Source organism: Henriciella marina DSM 19595, assembly GCF_000376805.1.
GTDB lineage: Bacteria > Pseudomonadota > Alphaproteobacteria > Caulobacterales > Hyphomonadaceae > Henriciella > Henriciella marina.
Genome location: NZ_AQXT01000002.1, coordinates 939,784 through 958,597, shown reverse-complemented (window position 1 = coordinate 958,597; position 18,814 = coordinate 939,784). Strand labels below are relative to the sequence as shown.

The 18,814-nt window shown below is 61.1% G+C and carries 18 protein-coding genes and 1 tRNA gene; 14 read left to right on the top strand and 5 right to left on the bottom strand.

The window, feature by feature from the left end:
• The first annotated feature begins 18 nt into the window (after window positions 1–18).
• From F550_RS0104800 to F550_RS0104730, 14 genes are all read left to right on the top strand, one after another.
• Window positions 19–2,640 (top strand): TonB-dependent receptor domain-containing protein, encoded by a 2,622-nt coding sequence (locus F550_RS0104800; protein WP_026180573.1) that lies wholly within the window; start codon window positions 19–21, stop codon window positions 2,638–2,640.
• 173 nt (window positions 2,641–2,813) lie between these two features.
• A complete protein-coding gene (locus F550_RS0104795; RefSeq protein ID WP_018147391.1) occupies window positions 2,814–3,686 on the top strand; it encodes a type II secretion system protein N in 873 nt (290 codons plus the stop codon).
• Window positions 3,687–3,690: 4 nt separating this feature from the next.
• The gene (gene gspD, locus F550_RS0104790; RefSeq protein WP_018147390.1) at window positions 3,691–5,628 is read left to right on the top strand and encodes a type II secretion system secretin GspD; all 1,938 of its coding nucleotides are present in this window, start codon (window positions 3,691–3,693) and stop codon (window positions 5,626–5,628) included.
• Between the two features lie 34 nt (window positions 5,629–5,662).
• Complete coding sequence (gspE, locus tag F550_RS0104785) at window positions 5,663–7,159, top strand: type II secretion system ATPase GspE (protein WP_018147389.1); 1,497 nt, start codon at window positions 5,663–5,665, stop codon at window positions 7,157–7,159.
• Window positions 7,160–7,161: 2 nt separating this feature from the next.
• The gene (gspF, locus tag F550_RS0104780) at window positions 7,162–8,376 is read left to right on the top strand and encodes a type II secretion system inner membrane protein GspF (protein ID WP_018147388.1); all 1,215 of its coding nucleotides are present in this window, start codon (window positions 7,162–7,164) and stop codon (window positions 8,374–8,376) included.
• A gap of 20 nt (window positions 8,377–8,396) precedes the next feature.
• Window positions 8,397–8,861 (top strand): type II secretion system major pseudopilin GspG, encoded by a 465-nt coding sequence (gene gspG / locus F550_RS0104775; protein ID WP_018147387.1) that lies wholly within the window; start codon window positions 8,397–8,399, stop codon window positions 8,859–8,861.
• Window positions 8,862–8,867: 6 nt separating this feature from the next.
• Entirely contained in the window at window positions 8,868–9,353 is a 486-nt protein-coding gene (locus F550_RS0104770) for a GspH/FimT family pseudopilin (protein ID WP_018147386.1), read from the top strand.
• On the top strand, window positions 9,337–9,744 hold the full coding sequence (gene gspI / locus F550_RS18405; protein WP_018147385.1) for a type II secretion system minor pseudopilin GspI: 408 nt from the start codon (window positions 9,337–9,339) through the stop codon (window positions 9,742–9,744). Before F550_RS0104770 ends, gspI begins: the two co-directional genes overlap by 17 nt.
• Window positions 9,741–10,373 (top strand): type II secretion system minor pseudopilin GspJ, encoded by a 633-nt coding sequence (gspJ, locus tag F550_RS16880; protein ID WP_018147384.1) that lies wholly within the window; start codon window positions 9,741–9,743, stop codon window positions 10,371–10,373. Before gspI ends, gspJ begins: the two co-directional genes overlap by 4 nt.
• Window positions 10,370–11,368: a type II secretion system minor pseudopilin GspK gene (gene gspK / locus F550_RS0104755; RefSeq protein ID WP_083910912.1), complete on the top strand. Its 999-nt coding sequence runs from the start codon at window positions 10,370–10,372 to the stop codon at window positions 11,366–11,368. The genes gspJ and gspK overlap by 4 nt, the downstream gene beginning before the upstream one ends.
• 3 nt (window positions 11,369–11,371) lie before the next feature.
• Complete coding sequence (gene gspL / locus F550_RS18400) at window positions 11,372–12,538, top strand: type II secretion system protein GspL (RefSeq protein WP_018147382.1); 1,167 nt, start codon at window positions 11,372–11,374, stop codon at window positions 12,536–12,538.
• Window positions 12,535–13,029 carry a type II secretion system protein GspM gene (gene gspM, locus F550_RS0104740; RefSeq protein ID WP_018147381.1) on the top strand — a complete coding sequence of 165 codons (495 nt, stop codon included), beginning with the start codon at window positions 12,535–12,537 and terminating at the stop codon, window positions 13,027–13,029. Before gspL ends, gspM begins: the two co-directional genes overlap by 4 nt.
• 4 nt (window positions 13,030–13,033) lie before the next feature.
• The gene (gspN, locus tag F550_RS0104735; RefSeq protein ID WP_026180570.1) at window positions 13,034–13,786 is read left to right on the top strand and encodes a type II secretion system protein N; all 753 of its coding nucleotides are present in this window, start codon (window positions 13,034–13,036) and stop codon (window positions 13,784–13,786) included.
• Complete coding sequence (locus F550_RS0104730) at window positions 13,783–14,328, top strand: hypothetical protein (protein WP_018147379.1); 546 nt, start codon at window positions 13,783–13,785, stop codon at window positions 14,326–14,328. The genes gspN and F550_RS0104730 overlap by 4 nt, the downstream gene beginning before the upstream one ends.
• A gap of 39 nt (window positions 14,329–14,367) precedes the next feature.
• Here the strand turns inward: F550_RS0104730 and F550_RS0104725 are convergent.
• The 5 genes from F550_RS0104725 to F550_RS0104705 all read right to left on the bottom strand — a co-directional run bounded on the left by F550_RS0104725 (window position 14,368) and on the right by F550_RS0104705 (window position 18,678).
• Window positions 14,368–14,443: transfer RNA gene (locus tag F550_RS0104725), tRNA-Asn, on the bottom strand.
• Window positions 14,444–14,694: 251 nt separating this feature from the next.
• On the bottom strand, window positions 14,695–15,489 hold the full coding sequence (locus F550_RS0104720; RefSeq protein WP_018147378.1) for an enoyl-CoA hydratase/isomerase family protein: 795 nt from the start codon (window positions 15,487–15,489) through the stop codon (window positions 14,695–14,697).
• A 19-nt stretch (window positions 15,490–15,508) separates the two neighbouring features.
• Complete coding sequence (locus F550_RS0104715; protein WP_018147377.1) at window positions 15,509–16,282, bottom strand: SDR family NAD(P)-dependent oxidoreductase; 774 nt, start codon at window positions 16,280–16,282, stop codon at window positions 15,509–15,511.
• The gene (locus F550_RS0104710) at window positions 16,279–17,538 is read right to left on the bottom strand and encodes an acyl-CoA dehydrogenase family protein (RefSeq protein WP_018147376.1); all 1,260 of its coding nucleotides are present in this window, start codon (window positions 17,536–17,538) and stop codon (window positions 16,279–16,281) included. Before F550_RS0104710 ends, F550_RS0104715 begins: the two co-directional genes overlap by 4 nt.
• A gap of 18 nt (window positions 17,539–17,556) precedes the next feature.
• A complete protein-coding gene (locus tag F550_RS0104705) occupies window positions 17,557–18,678 on the bottom strand; it encodes an acyl-CoA dehydrogenase family protein (RefSeq protein ID WP_018147375.1) in 1,122 nt (373 codons plus the stop codon).
• Window positions 18,679–18,814: the final 136 nt, after the last annotated feature.

Sequence of the window (18,814 nt, the reverse complement as noted above, 5' to 3'; positions counted from 1 at the left end):
CCGGAAAGGACACCTGAAATGTCTCAACGATCACTCCAGATTTACCTTATGCTCTCAACCGCGCTCTGCGCGATTTCGCTTCAGTCTGCATCGGCTCAGGAAGCTGAAGCGACCGCACCAGCCGAAGTGGAAGAAGACGCTGACCGCGCGCTTGAAACAGTTGTGATTCGCGGTGAGTACATTCCAGCGCCCCAACGTGAGACGTCGCAGGTCGCTTCTTTCCTCTCCGCCCAGGATCTCGCCCGACAAGGCGATGCCAACGTTGCTCTCGCCTTGACCCGTTTGAGCGGTCTTAGCGTGGTAGACGACAAGTTTGCTTATGTTCGCGGCCTAGGGGACCGGTATTCTTCCGCGCTTCTTAATGGCTCTCCGCTGCCAAGTCCGGAGCCGCTTCGCCGGACCGTTCCACTCGACCTCTTCCCGTCTGCAGTGCTCGAAGGCGCTGCGGTTCAGAAGACATATTCCGCTTCTTATCCGGGGGAGTTCGGCGGCGGTGTGATTGACCTGAAAACGGTCCGGATGCCGCGCGAAACCTACGCCAATGTCGAACTTGGTGCCGGGCTCAACACAGTCACGTCTTTGAATGAGGGCATCTTCTACCGGGGCAGCGATACCGACTGGACTGGCTTTGACGACGGCCTGCGTGACCTGCCAGGCCCGCTCTCGCGGCTCATTTCCAGCGGAACACCTTTGAGCTCGCTGAGCAATGCGGAAATCGAAACCGCTGGCGAAAGTCTGGTCAATTCGCCACTGACTGTCATCCAGAACGGCAAGCTCGGTCCGGATTTCAACGCCTCAATGGATGGCGGTTGGGTCGGCAATTTTGGCGAATTCGATATCGGTGCCGTAGGTGTTGTCGGCTACGACCAGAGTTGGGAAACCCAGGAATCCACGAGGCAGTTCGTTCAAAGTGGAACGATAGGCACCGAGTTGGAGTCGTTCGAGACGACGATGGACGTCACGACCAATGCGCTGGGCTCTGCCACGATTGGATGGGATCTCCACGAAGTGCAGGCGACCGCCTTCTACGTGCACTCGACCTCCAAGGAAGCCCAGATTGATACGGGCCGCGACTTCAACGCGCCGGGTTCAACGGGTGAAATATACGACGAGTCTACGGGCTGGTTCGAACGCGAACTCGCCTTCTTCCAGCTACGAGGCCTTCACGAGTTCGGTGACCTGGCCTTCAACTGGCGTGGGTCGGTAGCCGAATCCTCCCGGGATGCGCCATATGAGCGGTCGCTTCGTCGGCTTGTCGATGATCAGGGCCGGGTCCGTTACTCCGTCGCGAACAGCTACAATGTTCGCTTCTCTGAGCTGACAGACGAGAATGGCAGCTTTGGTGGCGACCTCTCATACACTCTGCCGATCGGACCGTACCGCGACGCCGTCTTCAAGGCAGGCTATGATTATTCCAAGACGGAACGTGAGTATGGGTTCCAGACTTTCAGGTTTGCGGGCGGTAACTCTCTCCCGCTGGACGTGCAGCTCGCTCGGCCAGACTATCTCTTCTCACCTGACAATATCAGCCCGTCGCGTTTTGAGCTCGTTGAAAGCACGTCGACCAACGACTCTTACCGGGCAGATCTTGAGGTTGCAGCAGGCTTCCTCGAGGCGGACGTTGAGCTTCTCGACTATGTGCGCACCACGATTGGTCTTCGGTATGAAGAAGGCGAAGAAAACGTCGAAACCTTCGATCGCTTCGGAAATGTCGGGACCGGCAACGCGACCATCATAAATGAGTACTGGCTCCCGTCGGCTACGCTGACGTGGAATTTCGCCGACGACCTGCAGCTTCGGCTCGGCTATTCGGAAACGGTGGCGCGTCCTCAATTCCGCGAACTGGCGCTATCGAGCTATTTCGATCCCGAGACCGAACGCACCTATCGCGGCAACAACCAGCTGCTCGATAGTGAGCTGACGAACTATGACGCCCGGCTGGAATACTATCTCGGCCGTGACGAGTTCATAACCGTTGCGGGCTTCTTCAAGGAAATCGAGAACCCGATCGAAGAAGTTCAATTCTCGACTTCGACCTTCGTCTTTGAGACAACCTTCATCAACTCTCCAAAAGCGGAGCTGTTTGGCGGTGAATTCGAGTATCGGCGCACATTTGACAGTCCTATCTTCACCGATGTCGACTGGGTAGCGAACCGCGACTGGCTGTTCTCCCTGAACTATACGTACACGGCCTCGGAAATCTCGGCGGGATCTGGCACACAGATATTCGACCCGATTACCCGTACTCTGCGCGATGCTTCGACTTTTGGTATCGACGGCTCAGAACTTCAGGGCACACCTGAAAACATCCTGAACATGCAGTTTGGCTGGCAGAGCGATGTGGAGCAATTCACCTTGCTTCTGAACTGGGTCGATGAACGTATCCTCCAGCGGGGTATCGACTCTGCGACTGCGGAACTGCCGGACATCATTGAAGATCCAGGCATCCAGCTTGATGCCGTTTATAACCGGGATTTTGTTATCGGTGGTCATGACGTCACGCTTGGTTTGCGCGCTCGTAACCTCCTCGGTGAGGCACATGAAGAATATCAATTTAGTGAAGGCGGCCTTGGTAGGACCGAATTCAACACTTACGATCGGGGCACAAGCTTTTCCGCAACGTTGAAGCTGCAGTTCTAATTGGGCAGTTAAGCAAACAGCCTCGGGATGTTGACCGGCTTCGGTCTCAAGCGCCGCTTCTAAAAGGACTGATTCAGTCTCTGTGGCACCCGGGCAGGCTTTCAACACGTACCAGTTAAGTTATACCGGCTCGGGGGCAGGGTGATCCTGCCCCCGGACCATTGAGGGATGGTATGGGATTCGAAGGACGCTTATCGCTGCCCGTCAATACCGGGCGCCTTATAGAGGCCGCCCGCCTGGCGCTGCAGTTCGTGCTCGTCATTCTGTTTGCCATGCTTCTGGCGCGTGTGATCTGGTTGCTGATCGCGCCTGCCGATGCGGTTTCGACCCTGACGCTGCGCCCTCTGCCGACACCGATCCAGCAGACCACGCGAGCAAATGCCCGCGGCGATCTCAGCCTTCTGCTGACAACAAATCCGTTCGTTTCATCCGGCCGCACTGCGGAGATCGTGCCCGATGCGCCTGAAACCACGCTGAACCTCAAACTCGTTGCCATCTTCATGTCGACCGACCCGACAGCCGACTCAGCGACAATCGTGACCCCGGATAATCAGACCGCCCGTTTTCAGCCCGGCGAAGAAATCATCCCCGGTACGCGCCTTGAGCGGGTCCTCAGCGACCGCGTGATCATTTCGCGCAATGGCACTGAAGAAACCTTGATGCGCGGTGGCCGCGAAGCGGGCTTGTCAGTGATTGGAAGCCCCAGCGATGCACGCCAGCAGACCTCGACCGTACAGCAGCCGCGTACAGCCACCTTCTCGCCAGGCGTGACGGCCCGCACGCTGCTCGCCAGCATGAACCCGATTGCCGAGACAGATAATGGTGCAGTCGAGGCTTTTGTGCTCCAGCCGCGAAGCAATCCCGGGCTTATGCAGGATGCCGGGCTCGAGCCTGGCGACCGGCTGATCCGTATCAACAACAGACCCGTCTTTGAGCTCGATACAGCGGCGCTCGCTGCTGAATTGGGTTCGGCGCAGACTGTCAGTGTGACAGTATTGCGGGGCGGGGAAGCACGTAATCTCGATATCCGTTTCGAGGAGGGATGAGACCATGAAGAAACTCCTCGCCGCCATGGCGATCCTCACGGTCGGAGCGCTGGCGCCAACCGCCAATGCGCAGACCGACCGCCATGTTCTCAGTCTCGACGATGTCGAGATCACGGCCCTGATCGACGATGTTTCGACGATCACCGGGTATACATTCATCCTGCATCCGGATGTTGGCCGCACACGGGTCACGGTCCTCTCGCAGACGCCAATGACGACCAATGAAGTCTTTGAAGTCTTCCTCTCCACCCTGCGCGTAAACGGCTTCGCCGCGATCCCGGCGGGCAGGGGCGTCTACCGCATTGTACCCGAGGCGCTCGCTGTCGGTGAAGCAGGCGGGGCCGCTAGCGGTCCGAACGCCTTTGTTACCCAGGTCTTCACCCTCGACAGTTTCGGCGCGGTCGAAGCCGCCCAGATGCTGAAACCCATCATTGATGCGCAGGGACAGGTCGTGGCGAATGCACGTTCCAACTCTGTCGTCGTCGTGGACTACGCCTCAAACATGCCGCGCATCCGCGAAGTCATTCAGTCGCTCGACACGTCTGACCGGACCGAAGTTCGCACCATCGCCCTGAAAAGCGTGCCAGCCCGTGAAATGGAGGGGATTCTCGTGAACCTCCTCGGCACGCAGGATGGAAATGCCCGCGCCAACTTTGAAGTCACCGCCTCACAGACCAGTAATTCGGTGATCATTCGCGGCGATAGCCCGACCGTGGCGCGTGCCGTTGAGGTCGCGACTGAACTCGACGCCGCCGAGCCGACCCGGGACAATATCCGGGTTATCCAGCTGAACAATGCGACCGCCGAAGAGCTGGCGCCCGTGCTCGAGTCGCTGGCGCTCGCAATGGCCGACCAGCGCGGCCCAGCAGAAAGCACTGCGCCGCCGGCCACGATCGCGGCCCATGTGGAATCAAACTCTCTCGTCATCAGCGCGGCGCCTGACGCACTGCTTGCAATGGAGCGGGTCGTTGATGCGCTCGACCAGCGCCGGGCACAGGTTCTGGTCGAAGCGATCATCGTGGAGATGTCGGATGACACCGCCCGTGAGCTTGGCGTTCAGTTCCTGCTCTCAGGCACTGGCGACTCCACCACGCCCTTCGCGTCCACAAACTTCTCGCGTTCCGCGCCGAATCTCCTCGCGCTTGCGGGCGCTATCATTGATCCCGACATTGGAGACGGCGGCGAGGGCGGCGGATCAAACCAGTTCACCAATGCAGCCATCAATTCGCTCCTCGGCGTCAATGGCTCGGTGCTCGGCATTGGCGGCCAGGACGGCGACACGCTGTTCGGCGCGATCATCAACGCGGTAGAGCAGGACACGAACTCCCGCGTCCTCTCCAAGCCTTTCAACATGACGCTCGACAATGGCACGTCTTCGCTGCTTGTCGGTCAGGATGTGCCGCTGACGTCTGGCGAAGTGCTTGGCAATGACAATTCCAACCCGTTCCGCACGGTCCAGCGCGAACAGGTCGGCGTGAAGCTTGAAGTGACGCCGCGCATTTCCTCTGACAGCACGATCCGCCTCGATATCTATCAGGAAGTTTCCAGCGTCGATGATTTCATTGGCGGCGGCTTCTCGCCCGACATCATACTGAATACGCGAGAGTTTCGCACCAGCCTGCTTGCTGATGATGGCGAGATCATTGTGCTCGGCGGCCTCATTGAGCAGACCGACTCGACCGTCAATTCCAAGGTGCCGTTCCTTGGCGATATCCCCATTGCCGGAAACCTCTTCAAATCCGAGGGCCGCTCGAACACCCGCACAAATCTGATGATCTTCATCAAGCCGACCATCGTGCGTAGCCGCGGCGATGCACAGGCGGTGACGGGGCGCAATTACAATTATATCCGCGCGCAGGAGCTACTTCGCACGAAGGATATTGGTGTCAGCCTCGACACCTTTCTGAGCGAAGTCCTCGGCCCAGAGGCGCCGACAGAATAAGATTGCAGGCGGCCAGCCTGCAGACTGAGTAGAGATGAGCGATACATCGACTGAAATCCGGACACTCACTTACGCCTTTGCACGCGACAAGGGCCTTGTCGTTATGGGCGAAGAAGATGGCGCAATCAGCCTCGGTGTGCGCGCTGGCGCAGACCCGATGGCGATCGTCGAAGCGCGCCGCGCTTTGGGGCGGACCTTACGCTTCACCCCCCTGGATGCGGGCCGGTTTGAGCGCGAGCTCTCTGAAACCTATGCCCGCAGCGCCATAGAGAATGAAGAAGCCGACGCGGCGATGGTTGGCCATGGTGACCTTCACTCCCTGATCGACGACATTCCGCAAACGGCAGATCTCTTGGACGGCGATGATGACGCACCTGTGGTGCGCCTGATCAATGGCCTTATCTATGAAGCAGTCAAACGCCGCGCCTCGGACGTTCACATCGAACCGCATGAGGACAATCTTTCGGTCCGCTACCGCATCGACGGCGTCTTGCAGGAAGTGCTGACGCCGTCCCGCAAGTTGGCCTCACCCCTGACCAGCCGGGTCAAAGTGATGGCGAGGCTCGATATTGCCGAAAAGCGCATCCCGCAGGATGGCCGGATCTCGCTCTCGATCGGTGGACGCTCCATCGACGTGCGTGTCTCGACCCTGCCGTCGCGCTATGGCGAGCGGGTCACCATGCGTCTCCTTGATACGCGCAACGCGCTGCTCGGTCTCGATGAGCTTGGCATGGACCCGGAAACGCTTGCCCGCTTCCGCACCGTTCTTGCCCAGCCAAATGGCATTACCCTCGTCACCGGGCCGACCGGGTCCGGCAAGACAAGCACGCTCTATTCGGCGCTATCTGTTCTGAACAATGGTCAGCGCAACGTCATGACGCTGGAGGACCCGATTGAGTATGGCCTCGACGGGATCAGCCAGACCCAGATGCACCACAAGGTCGGCCTCACTTTCGCGGCGACGCTGCGCGCGATCCTTCGCCACGATCCGGACGTCGTCATGGTTGGTGAGGTGCGTGACCTTGAGACGGCAAAAGTCGCCTTCGAATTCTCCTCCACAGGCCGCCCGGTGCTGTCCACCGTTCATACCAATTCATCCGTCGGCGCGATCCAGCGCCTGCGCGATATGGGGATCGAGCCTTATGTGATCGCCGCCACGATGCGCGCGGTTCTCGCCCAGCGGCTGGTCCGAAAGCTTTGCGATAGCTGCAAGGCCCCGCATGAGGCGACCTCAGACGAGAAAGCTATGTTCGGTCTACCAGCGGCAGACGCGCTAGACTTCTATCGTCCTGTCGGCTGCATGGCTTGCGCGCAGACAGGCTATCAGGGCCGCCTTGGTGTTTATGAGCTGCTCCTCGTCGATCAGGAGATGCGCCGTCTCATCCGCGAAGACGTCTCCGAGGATGATCTGGAGGCCCACGCTTTTGCAGGCCAGGACACGCTCTTCCGCAACGCCGCTCGCTATGTCACCACAGGCCAGACAAGCGTCGAGGAAGTCCTGCGCGTCTGCCGCAGGGAAGAGGACGCCTGAGCATGGCCGTCTTCGACTATCAGGCGATCGGGACGGACGGGAAGAAAACCCGCGGGGTCATCACGGCCGATTCCGCGCGCGCCGCCCGCAAGGAATTGCGCCTGCGCCAGCTTTCCCCGCTCAACATTGCCGAAAGCCGCAAGGCAAAGGCCGGAGCCTCGCTCAACGGACACGACCAGAAACTCGCAGGCGGCGACCTCGTCGTTGCGACGCGCCAGCTTGCCTTGCTGGTCAAGGCGGGCACCCCTGTCGAAGAGGCCATCGGCTCTGTGGCCGCCGAAGCTGAAAAGCCGGCAACCCGCAAGGTCTTCCTCGGTGTTCGGTCGTCAATCACTGACGGCCACTCTGTGTCTGAGGCCCTGAACAGCGCCCCGAGGGCCTTCCCGCCTTTTTACCGGGCCGTTGTCTCATCCGGGCAGGCCTCAGGCCGTCTCGACGAAGTTCTGGAACGCCTCGCAACCCATCTCGAAAAGTCGCGCAAGATGCGCAACAAGATCATGTCGGCGCTGATCTATCCCATCGTGCTGACGGTCATCGCACTCCTCGTCGTGACCCTTCTCATGGTGTTCGTTGTCCCGGCCATCGTTGAGCAGTTCGACACGCTCGGGCAGGATCTGCCGTGGCTGACGGATGCCGTGATCAGCATCTCCAGCTTCTTGAGGCAGTGGGGCATTGTCGTCCTGATATTGCTCGTCGCGGGCGTGTGGGGCCTTCGCCGCCTCTTTCGCCAACCACGCATCGCCGAAGCGCGCGACCGGTTTATCCTGTCGCTGCCCGTCGTCGGACGACTCGCGCGCGGTATCTCGTCGGCGGCCTTCGCGCGCACCTTCGCAACCCTCTCTGCATCAGGCTCTCCGGTGCCGGATTGTCTCGGCGCGGCGCGCGGGGCCATGTCGAACGCCGTCTTCCGCAAAGCGACGCTCTCTGTTCGCCGGCGCGTCGAAGAGGGCACCGGCCTTGCCCGCGCCATGCGCGCCGAACTCGTTTTCCCCCCCATCCTCCTTCACATGGTCGCCAGTGGTGAGCGGGGCGGCGACCTAGCAGGCATGATGGAGCGCGCCGCCGACTACCTCGAGGATGAGTTCGACAATGCGTCGACCATCGCGCTCGGTCTGCTTGAGCCGATCATGATCGTGGTCCTCGCCGGCATTGTCGCGCTGATCGTCCTCGCGATCATGCTGCCCATTCTTCAGATCAACCAGCTGGCCATCGGCTAGCGCCTAACGGAGACGCCTTCATGTTCGCAAGAAAACACCGTCCGGCAACAAAGAAACTGCGCTCGAAACAGGCAGGCTTCACGCTGACCGAGATCATGGTCGTCGTCTTCATCATCGGCCTCCTTTCCACGGTCGTTCTGGTCAATGTGCTTGGCGCGCGAACGAGTGCGCAGGTTCAGGCCGCACGCGCCAATGTGACGGCACTCACCAATGCGCTCGAGCAATACAGTCTCGACATGTACGACTATCCGACCGAGCAGCAGGGCCTCGACGCGCTGGTGGATCAGCCGACAGATACGACCGCTGCGGGCAGCTACCGGCGCGGCGGCTATATCAATTCTGTCCCGCTTGATCCGTGGGGCCGTCCCTTCGTCTATGAGCGCCCGGGCGAGAAATCCGGCAAGGCCTACGACCTCTATTCGCTTGGCGCTGATGGCCAGGAAGGCGGCGAAGACGAGAACGCAGATATCGGTAACTGGAGCTAGGGTCTGATGCGGCCCCGCCACCTGCCAGCCCGGCGCGATGCGGGCATGACGCTGGTCGAGGTGATGCTCGTGATCTTCATCATGGGTCTCGTCACCTCGGTCGCGGTCATGACGCTGCCGCCGCGCGAGACCCAGCAGGAGCGGGCGGTCCGCAAGGTCGAGACCGTGCTGCGTGATGCACAGGACAGGTCAGTTTTGACCGGAGAGATCATTGGCATCCAGCCGACAGATACAAGAATTGAGCTGGTCAGCTGGACGGGTGAGGAGTGGCTTGCCATCCAGCGCGGGGCGCTTGAACTCCCAGATGGCGTCAGGCTCGAAGTCCTCCCGCCCGATGGCGCCCTGCAGTCGCGTGAGGACACGCCCCAGCGCATCATCTTCAATCCACTCGGACGCGCCGAGCCCATCAATGTCGCGGTCAACTGGCGAAGCTGGTCGCAGCGCCTGACGCTCACCCCTGACGGGGAGGTGATCCATGACAGGGAAGGGTAGGCGATCCTCTCAGCGCGGCTTCAGCCTGGTGGAAACAATCGCGGCGCTCGGCATCCTGTCGCTGGCGGCTATCCCCCTGATGGAGGTCGCCACAGGCGCCGTCCAGAATACGGCTCGCCTTGAATCGCGCCTGCTCGCGCGCACCACGGCCGAGAACATTCTCGCCCGCGCGATATCTGATCCTGACCCAATTGAGCTCGGCGTTACTGAAGGCACAGAGATCCAGATGGGGCGTCCCTATCACTGGGAACTGACCGTCTTCCCAACCGAGCGCGACGCGCTTCTTCGCCTTGAGGTCCGCGTCAATGAAGAGAGCCGCGAACAGATCCTCGCTCGGCTGATGACGCTGAAAACGCTGCCCGCCAGAACCACTGAGCAGGCTGCCGAATGAGACAGGTTCAACCTTCCTCTCAGTCCGGTTTCACGCTGGTCGAAACGCTGGTTGCCTTGCTCATCCTCTCGGTGATGGCGATCGCGGGAGGCAGCCTTCTGATGCGGGCCACTGATGCAGGCAAACAGGTGCGCGACCGCGATATCGATATCCGCCAGCTCGACATCGCGCAGGCCTATATTCGCGACGATCTGGAAGCGGCGACCTTGCGCGCCGTAGAGACCGCGAACGGGCGCGGCGGCCTTCGGTTTCTGACCGGCGGTGAGACCCGGACGACAGGTGCCTTGATCAGCTTTGTGCGCAATGGTTGGATCAATCCCGAAGACGCCGCAGAGCGCTCCGGTCTCCAATATGTCAGCTATACACTGACCCAGGATGGCGAGCTCGTTCGCGAAGCGGCCCTCCGGCCGGACCCGACCCCATCAACCCCTGTGACACGGCGCGTCCTGCTGACCGGGGTCGAAGCGATAGATCTCGCCTTCTGGCGCGGGGACGAGCTGTCTCTCTATTGGGAGGGCGTGCCCGGAACCGCAACAAATCTGCTGCCAGATCGCGTCGATTTTGCCGTCCGCTTCGACGATGAACGCATACTGACGATTACTAGCCTTGTCGGCGGGGTGCCATCATGAGGGGGGCGGCACGTAAATCTGAAAGAGGCGTCGCGCTCGTCACGGTACTGATGATAGTCGCGGCCATGTCTGCCGTCGCTGTGACCCTGTCCTCAACGGTCCTCTCAATGACCAGCCGCGCACGGGCCGTCGATGCCGCCAGCCAGGCCGACTGGCTTGCGCTGTCGTCTGAGGAGTTCGGCCGTGTCCTGATCGAGGAGATGTTCACTGCAACCGAAGGCAAGCTCTTTGCCGGTATGCCGGGCCTCGGTCAGCCGGTGAGGTTTGAGATTGATGGCGGGCTCATCACGCTCACAGGCAGCGACGGGGGCAATTGTTTCAACGTGAACCGGCTTGCTGCGCCCAGTGCTGTGGCGGACGCATCAGGCGGCAATTCCACAACGCCGACAACCGCCGAAGACTATGAAAGCCTGCTCGACCTTGCGGGGCTTGATGATGGCAATCTGACAGGCCTTGTTGCGAGCCTAGTCGACTGGGTGGACGCCGACCAGTCACCGGGCATGAGCGGCGCGGAAAATGCCTTCTACGCCTCCCCGGGCCTGCAATACCGCACGCCAGGCATTCCTATGATCGACATCTCAGAGCTTCGGGCCGTTCGGTACTATACGCCAGACATCGTCGAAGCGCTGTCACCGCTTGTCTGTGCATTGCCCGGCGGAGACGAGGTGCCTCTAAACATCAACACGCTTAGCCAGGCAGAAGCGCCGCTCCTCTCGCTCGCCTTTTCCGGCGCGCTGACGGTAGAGACCGCCCGCGACCTCATCTTTCAGCGGCCTATTGGCGGTTGGCCCGATGTCGCCTCATTCCTGGCCGAACCAGCCGTGCGAGAAATCTCCCCAGAGCTTCGCCGCAACGACATGTTATCTGTCCAGTCAGCCTATATAGAAATCGAGGCAGCGATAGACTTCATGGGGACACGCCGCCTTGTGGACATCATGTACCGTCTGGATGGCCCGCAGCGCGCGAAAACTGTATGGCGAGAGCGGAAAGGGTAGGACATGGCCAGTCTCTTTGTTCTTCTTCCCGCGCACGCCGCCGACACGCCCCTTTTTGGTTGGCGCGAGGCAGGCGCGTGGCGTTTTGGCGACACGATGCCGGTAGACCGGGCTGGTGACACCGCTGTTGCGCTCGTGCCCGGCACGGCGGTCACGCGCCATCAGGTTCAGTTCACCGCGAAAAAGCCCTCCGAAGCTCGGCAGGCCGCTCTCTTTGCTGTCGAGGATGATGTCGCAGAGCCCGTGGACCAGCTTCACATCGCCCTTGGGCGTCCGGACGAAGAGGGCACACGCGATGTCCTGGTTGTAGCTGCGGTCGACATGGCAGAGTGGATGGCCTGGCTTGCCGCGAACGGACTGGCGGCAGCTGACCTTGTAGCGACGCATAGCCTGATGCCGGACGGCGTCTCAGCCTATCAAGCGCCCGGCGAAATCCTCCTCAGGAAGAACGGCCTCGCTTTCGCGCTCGATGACGAGACGCCAGACGATGTGCTTCGCCTGATTGCCGCCGATCCTGTCGGACCCGTGCATGGCGCGGCGCTGGCCCGCCGCCTTCGAACCACACTGACGGGAGAGGGCGCGCTCAACCCCGAAGCCTATATCGAGATGCTCGCCAACGAATATGAGCAGGCCGAACAGGGCAGCGTCATATCCTTGCGCCAGGGCATCTACACACGCCGCCGGCAGATGGGTTTTGACGGCGCGCGGCGCTGGCGCTTCGTTGCCGCGCTGGCGGCTGGCCTTGTGCTCCTCTGGCTTGCAAGCGTCGGTCTCGAAACCTCCGCCTACCGCAATCAGGCGGACGCTTTGCGCACAGAAACGACGGCCCTGATCAATGCCACGGTGCCGACCGCAAATGGCGACGTCGATACAGCCATTGCCAGCCTGCGTGAGCTTCAGCGGGTTGGCGCAAGCTCTGTCCGCCCGACAATCGCGTCCGCAGCGCTCTATGAAGCCCTGGAGGAGGCATCGAACGCCGAAATCCGGTCGCTTCGCTATGATGCTGCCGGTGGACAGCTTACGGCGCTTGTCCTCATCGATGATTACGCCGAAGCCGACGCCATCGCAGGCCGTCTCGAAATAAATGGTTTCGGTGTCTCGCTTGGCCAGGCGCGACAGACAGGCGCGCAGGTGCTTGCCGAGTTCGTAATTGAGGGAGCCGCCTCATGAGAGACTGGTGGACCGGACTATCGCTACGCGAGCAGGGCCTGATCGGGCTCGCCTGTGCGATCCTCGTCATACTTATCGGATGGTACGGCATTGTCTCGCCGCTTTTGACGGCGCGTAGCGATGCGCGTGTCGAGAGGCAGGCGGCCGCCAGTGACCTTGCGCAGGTCGAACGGCTGCTCGCCGTCCGGCGCGCCCAGATGCCACTGTCAGCCGGTGTGACCTCTGCCGGGCGCGCCCCCTATAGCGGCGATGCGTTCAAGACCGAAGTCACGCGCGCTGCCCAGTCTGCGGGCCTCTCCATCTCGCGCCTGCAGGGCGGCGAAGCGGGGCGGTTTTCAATGGTTTTCGAGCAAGCCGACGCACGGCAGCTATATTACTGGATGAACGAGGTCGAAAATCGCCTCGGTGGACGGATCGAGCGTATGAGCATCGACCAGTCCTCAGACAACCGAGTAAGGGCCACGATCGACGTTGTGGCCGGAGGAGGCTGAAGCCATGCGTATCCTGCTGATTCTAGCCGCTCTCATTGCGCTTGTCTGGGCTGGCGCCTCTCAGGTGCCGCTCGGCTTTGCGCTGCGCCAGCTTCCCTTGAATGCGATGGGCGTGCAGTGGACCCAATCTGAAGGGACGGTCTGGAATGGTCGCATCATGGGCGTCTACTTCAACGGACAGCCAGTGGGCGATATCGATGTGGCGCTGAAGCCGCTCTCCTTGATCACGATGCGACCTCAAGTGGCCTTTCAGTGGGGTGGGGCAGGCGGGCGCGGTGCCGGAACGCTGGCCATGAGCGGCGATATCATCGAAGCCGATGATCTACGCATCGAGCAGCGTATCTCCGCGCTCGAAAGCCTGTCTCCTGAGGTTCGCGCAATCGGCGGCATCTTTCGCCTCTCACAGGGCGCTGTACGCATCGAGGGCCAGCGGTGCACGTCTGCGACGGGGCGTCTGAACTCGAACACAGTTTCCATCGCCGCTGACCGGTTTGGGCGGGAGTTCTCTGAGCTCTCAGGATCCCTCGATTGCCGGGATGGTGCCTTCAACATCCAGATGAACGGCTCAGGGCCAGCGGGTGATACGATTGCCATAGACGCGGAAGCGACCCTCTATGGCCGCTCGGAGATCGAGGTTGTGGCCAACACAAATGATAATGAGATCGAGGCGCTGCTTGCCAATGCGGGTTTCTCCCGCCGGAACGGCGTCTGGACATATACGCGCGAAACCAGCGCGATAGGGCAGGGCGCACAATGAGACCGATCCAGACCAGCCTTTCACTTGTCGCCGCAATCGCGCTTCTTACGGCCTGTGAGAGCCTGCCTGGGGCGAATGAGGCGGCGCCACAGGAAGGGGCTGAGGCCGCTGCCACACAGGTCTCTGCGGCAGACGCAGCGCTCGCCGCGCAGGGCCTCGCGCCGGCTGTCAGTGTCATCCCGCAATCGGGCCTCGGCGCGCAGACGCTTGCCGCCAATGAGTGTGGCCTCTTCCTATGGAGCAAGACGCAGCCAGATCGCCTGATCTTTTTCCAGCGGGCTGCAAGCGGTCAGGCGCGAATCAAGATCGCCGACCAGACGGTCGACGCAGTCCAGAGCGCGAATCGCGGAAACATCTTCGGCCAGTTCATGACCGAGCAGACTTTCCTCGCGCCCAGCGGCCAGCAGGTCATGATCAGCTTTACTGCTGGAGAAGAGCTACAGGGCGGCCAGCGCATCGCTGATGGCCGCATGACCATCACCGCCGAAGAAGGCTGGCGTACCGTCATACCGGTGCTCGGCGTGCGCGCCTGCAAGCCCTGAGGGCCCCGGGCGTCGAGCAAGTATCGATGTTGGGGAAAGTGGCTCCGCGAGTAGGACTCGAACCTACGACCGGGCGATTAACAGTCGCCTGCTCTACCAACTGAGCTATCGCGGATCACTTGCGAGACGGCTCCAATACCAAAGCAAGCGGCCGTGTCAAACAGGGTCTTGCAGCCCCGGGCAAAAAAAGGGCGGGAGAAATGAATCTCCCGCCGAGGCGTTGGGTGATGGTGGGTGTCTCCAAAGAAGACAGGATCAGGTATGAGTCGGAATGGTTAATGCGCCGTAAAGGGATTAACGAAAATGCCGCTGGGATTCACAATAGTCCAGTGACCATCGCCAAACCCTGTCTGCAGCGACTTTTCACTAGGCGTCCTTGTAGACAGGCTTCCGCTTCTCGATGAAGGCCTGCATGCCCTCCTTAACGTCTTCAGTGCCTGCGCAGAGCACCTGATTCCGGTTCTCGATGGCCATGGCTGCTTCAAGGCTGGCAGCGTCAACCGCCATATTGAGACCTTCCTTGGTGAGGCGAAGGCCCATGGGGGAGGTCGCCAGCATCTCTTCGACGAAAACTTCGCCAGCCGAATCAAGCTCGGCGTCCGGCACGATCTGGTTGACGAGGCCAACAGCGAGCGCGCGGTCTGCATGGATGAACCGGCCGGTCATCATCAGTTCAGACGCGATCGACACGCCGACAAGGCGCGGCAGGAAATAGCTGACCCCCATATCGCAGGCCGAGAGGCCAAGCTTGATGAAAGCAGCGTTCATTTTCATGCTTTCGCCGCCAATGCGGATGTCGGAGGCGAGCGCAAACGCAAACCCACCGCCGCAGGCTGCGCCCTGGACCAGCGAAATGATCGGCTGCGGACAGCGGCGCATCTTGATGTAGACGTCCGCGAGATACCCCTGGAAGCCGAACCCGCCGCCAAAGGGCGTTTCATTCTCGCCGCGCGCCTTGATGTCGAGACCGGCACAGAATGCGCGCCCGGCCCCTTTCATCACGACGATGCGGCAGTCGCGATTGTGAAACAGGCCGCCAAAATAGTCAGAGAGCTCACCTACCATCTCGGTGTTGATGGCGTTCAGCATGTCCGGTCGGTTGAGCGTCAGATAGTGCACGCCCCCGCGAACCTCGACGCTGATCGTCTTGTAATCGTACATGGACTTTCTCCCTTTGGCCCTAGCGTGAGCCCTGGCCGTCATCGACGCGGATACAGGTGCCTGTGACAGCATCCGAGGACGGGCCGACCAGGAAAAGCAGCGCTGCATCGAGCTGGGCCGGGTTGCCAATCCGCTTGCGCGGGAAGTGCTGGGCGATATCGCCCATACGCTCCAGCATGCCGTCCATCATCTCGGATTCGAATGCGCCCGGGGCGATGGCGTTGACGTTAATGTGATTGCGGCTCCACTCCACCGACAGCGTCTCTGTGATCCGCACGACAGCAGATTTCGAGACCGAATAGAGCGCGGCGCCGTTGCCCGCATAATGATAGGCTGCAGCTGACGCGATATTGACGATCCGCCCCGGCTGGTCCGCAGCCATGAGGCGGCGCGCCACCTCACAGCTGAGAACGAAGGGGGCGCGGACATTGATGTCCAGCACGCGGTCGATCAGCTCGATATCCATCTTGTGGGCGCGCTGGGCGTCCGGAATGCCGGCATTGTTGACGAGGATGGTGACCGTGCCGAGCGCCTCTTCAGCCTTGGCGACAGCGGCAACCATCTGGTCGGCATCGGTCGCGTCCATCTGGACGGGCAGGGCGGTGCCGCCTGCCTCCTCAATCTCCTTTGCCAGCGATTCCAGCCGGTCCAGCCGCCGGGCCGCGATCGCGACCTTCGCACCCTGACTGGCGAGAACCTTGGCAAAGCGAAGACCAAGGCCGGAGGATGCGCCGGTGACCAGCGCGACCTGTCCGGAAAGGTCGGTCGAGTTGTTTGGCAGGGGATAGCTCATGCTTTCGCCTTTCCACTGGTCGGGATTTCCTTGAACGGCACATCCTTGTCGACGCGGATATCGCCCGGCAGGCCAAGCACGCGTTCGCCAATGATGTTGCGCAGGATCTCGTCAGAGCCGCCCTCGATCCGGGTCGCCGGTGAGCGCATCAGCATGGCTTGGAAGCGGCCATTCTGCGGGCTGTCCTCATCCCAGACGACGCCGGCTTCACCCTGCAGGTCGAGCGCATACATGGCGAGTTCCTGCATCGTGGCACCAGCGACCAGCTTGCCGATGGAGTTCTCAGGTCCGGGCGTCTCGCCCTTTGAAAGTGCCGAGATCGCTCGCATGCCGGTATATTTCAGGCCGCTCTGCTTGACAGCGAACTGGGCGAGCTTGGAGCGTACGCCAGAATCAGCGGTCGCCGCTTCGCCGTCGATCTCCATATCCATGCAGAACTTGAACAGCTCCGGAAAGCCGGTCGACATGCCAGAGCCAATGGACAGACGCTCATTCATCAGCGTGGTAAGCGACACTTTCCAGCCATTCCCGACATCGCCAAGGCGCTGGTCATCAGGGATGCGGACATCATCGAAATAAACCTCATTGAAGCCCGATGCGCCGTTCGCCTGTTTGATCGGCACGACTTTCACGCCGGGGCTGTCCATGCGCAGGAAGAACATGGTGAGGCCCTTATGCTTCGGCACGTCCGGGTCGGTACGCGTGATGAGAAGACCCCAGTCGGAGTTCTGCGCGCCGCTGGTCCAGATCTTCTGGCCATTGATGATCCAGTCACCGGAGCCATCATCGGCTTTCACCGCCCTGGTGCGCAGGCCTGCAAGGTCAGAGCCGCTGGCAGGCTCGGAGAAGAGCTGGCACCAGACTTCCTCGCCGCTTGCGAGTGGTGGCAGCAGGCGTTCCTTCCATTCTTCGTTTGCCCACTCCATCACGGTCGGGCCGCACATGCCGTGGCCGATTGTGAACAGGCCGGAGAGGACGGCATAGGGGCCTTCTTCCTGGCTCCAGATCACGCGCTCCATGGCAGAGCGGGCGCCCCCGCCATATTCCTTTGGCCAGTGCAGACAGGCCCAGCCGGCTTCGGCTTTCTTCTTCTGCCACGCCTTGGACGCCTTGATCGGGTCTTCGCTTTCAAGGCCGTTGGAGCCAAAGCTTGCGCGCTTCAGTTCATCTTCAAGGTGCTTGGGCGCATTGGCGTCAAGCCAGGTGCGGACTTCCTTGCGGAATTCGGCTTCTTGCGGTGTATCGTTGAAATCCATGATGTTTTCCCTTCCCTTCTAGGCGGCCGCTTCGACATTTCCGGCGCTCATCCGTTCGATGAGCAGGCTCTCCCAGGTAGAGAGCGAGCCGATGGTCAGGGCCAGTGCATTGGAGCGGCGGTAATAGAGGTGGCAATCGAACGCCCAGGTGAAGCCCATGCCGCCATGGACCTGGATGTTGTTCTTGGCGCAGTGCTGGAACGCATTCGTTGCCGAAACGCGAGCTGTGGCTGCCGCAATCGGCAGTTCAGCCGCGCTGGAGGACAGCGCCCATGCACCGTAGTAGCAGTTGGACCGGGCCAGCGTGGCAGAGACATACATGTCCGCGAGGATGTGTTTCACTGCCTGGAATGAGCCGATCTGCCGGCCGAACGCCATACGTTCCAGCGCATAGTCACGTCCCATCTCCAGCGCGCGGTCTGCGCCGCCTAGCTGTTCAAAGCCGATCAGGATCGCGGCCCGGTCCATAATCTGCGTCGCGATATGCCAGCCATCCCCAGCGCTGCCGATACGGGTCGCAGGCGTGCCTTCGAAAGTGAGCTTCACCTGTCCACGCGTCGGGTCAATCGAATCGAGCGTTTCGCGGCTGACACCGCTGCCGGACAGGTCGACCAGGCAAAGCGACAGGTCGCTGCCTTCCTTGGCCAGAACAATGGCGAAGTCCGCGATCCCGCCATCGGTAATCGGCGCCTTGGAGCCAGACACTGTCTTGCCATCGAAGGTCAGGGCGACTTTCGCAGGCTTCATCCTGCCAGTGCCTTCATTGATGGCCCAGCAGCCAATCGCCTCGCCGGCAGAGATTTGTGGCAGCCATGCCTGCTTCTGCTCTTCGCTGCCGGCCTGCATCAGGCATTCAGCGCCAAGATAGACTGTCGATGCGACAGGCACCGGCGCGAGGACGCGGCCAAGCTCTTCTGCAACGACACAAAGCTCCAGATGGCCTAGGCCGACGCCGCCATATTCCTCCGGGATCGCCGCGCCGAGTACGCCAAGGTCGGCCAGCCCCTGATACAGCTTGGCGTCATACTGGTCATCGCCTTCCAGTATCGCGCGAACCGCTGCTGGTGGGCAATTCTCCTTCAGGAAGCGGCGAACCTGGTCGCGCAGCTGTTTCTGTTCATCTGAAAAATCGAGATTCATCGGTGTCTTCCGTCCCTTTCTGGCCGCGGCTTTGGCGCACGCTGATTTGCTTATGGACAGAAATGAGAGCCATGCGGCCGGGTCAGTCAATCATGCCGCCACGTTACGGGGCCGGGACAGAGAGAGGACGGCTGCC

What these genes read in the sequence shown, in the direction of transcription:
- gspE (WP_018147389.1), top strand. Translation starts at nt 5,663, where the DNA reads ATGAGCGATACATCGACTGAAATCCGGACACTCACTTACGCCTTTGCA.
- F550_RS0104715 (WP_018147377.1), bottom strand. Translation starts at nt 16,282, where the DNA reads ATGAGCTATCCCCTGCCAAACAACTCGACCGACCTTTCCGGACAGGTC.
- F550_RS0104710 (WP_018147376.1), bottom strand. Translation starts at nt 17,538, where the DNA reads ATGGATTTCAACGATACACCGCAAGAAGCCGAATTCCGCAAGGAAGTC.
- gspK (WP_083910912.1), top strand. Translation starts at nt 10,370, where the DNA reads ATGAGGGGGGCGGCACGTAAATCTGAAAGAGGCGTCGCGCTCGTCACG.
- F550_RS0104795 (WP_018147391.1), top strand. Translation starts at nt 2,814, where the DNA reads ATGGGATTCGAAGGACGCTTATCGCTGCCCGTCAATACCGGGCGCCTT.
- F550_RS0104770 (WP_018147386.1), top strand. Translation starts at nt 8,868, where the DNA reads ATGCGGCCCCGCCACCTGCCAGCCCGGCGCGATGCGGGCATGACGCTG.
- F550_RS0104730 (WP_018147379.1), top strand. Translation starts at nt 13,783, where the DNA reads ATGAGACCGATCCAGACCAGCCTTTCACTTGTCGCCGCAATCGCGCTT.
- gspG (WP_018147387.1), top strand. Translation starts at nt 8,397, where the DNA reads ATGTTCGCAAGAAAACACCGTCCGGCAACAAAGAAACTGCGCTCGAAA.
- gspL (WP_018147382.1), top strand. Translation starts at nt 11,372, where the DNA reads ATGGCCAGTCTCTTTGTTCTTCTTCCCGCGCACGCCGCCGACACGCCC.
- gspF (WP_018147388.1), top strand. Translation starts at nt 7,162, where the DNA reads ATGGCCGTCTTCGACTATCAGGCGATCGGGACGGACGGGAAGAAAACC.
- gspM (WP_018147381.1), top strand. Translation starts at nt 12,535, where the DNA reads ATGAGAGACTGGTGGACCGGACTATCGCTACGCGAGCAGGGCCTGATC.
- F550_RS0104800 (WP_026180573.1), top strand. Translation starts at nt 19, where the DNA reads ATGTCTCAACGATCACTCCAGATTTACCTTATGCTCTCAACCGCGCTC.
- gspD (WP_018147390.1), top strand. Translation starts at nt 3,691, where the DNA reads ATGAAGAAACTCCTCGCCGCCATGGCGATCCTCACGGTCGGAGCGCTG.
- F550_RS0104705 (WP_018147375.1), bottom strand. Translation starts at nt 18,678, where the DNA reads ATGAATCTCGATTTTTCAGATGAACAGAAACAGCTGCGCGACCAGGTT.
- gspJ (WP_018147384.1), top strand. Translation starts at nt 9,741, where the DNA reads ATGAGACAGGTTCAACCTTCCTCTCAGTCCGGTTTCACGCTGGTCGAA.
- gspI (WP_018147385.1), top strand. Translation starts at nt 9,337, where the DNA reads ATGACAGGGAAGGGTAGGCGATCCTCTCAGCGCGGCTTCAGCCTGGTG.
- F550_RS0104720 (WP_018147378.1), bottom strand. Translation starts at nt 15,489, where the DNA reads ATGTACGATTACAAGACGATCAGCGTCGAGGTTCGCGGGGGCGTGCAC.
- gspN (WP_026180570.1), top strand. Translation starts at nt 13,034, where the DNA reads ATGCGTATCCTGCTGATTCTAGCCGCTCTCATTGCGCTTGTCTGGGCT.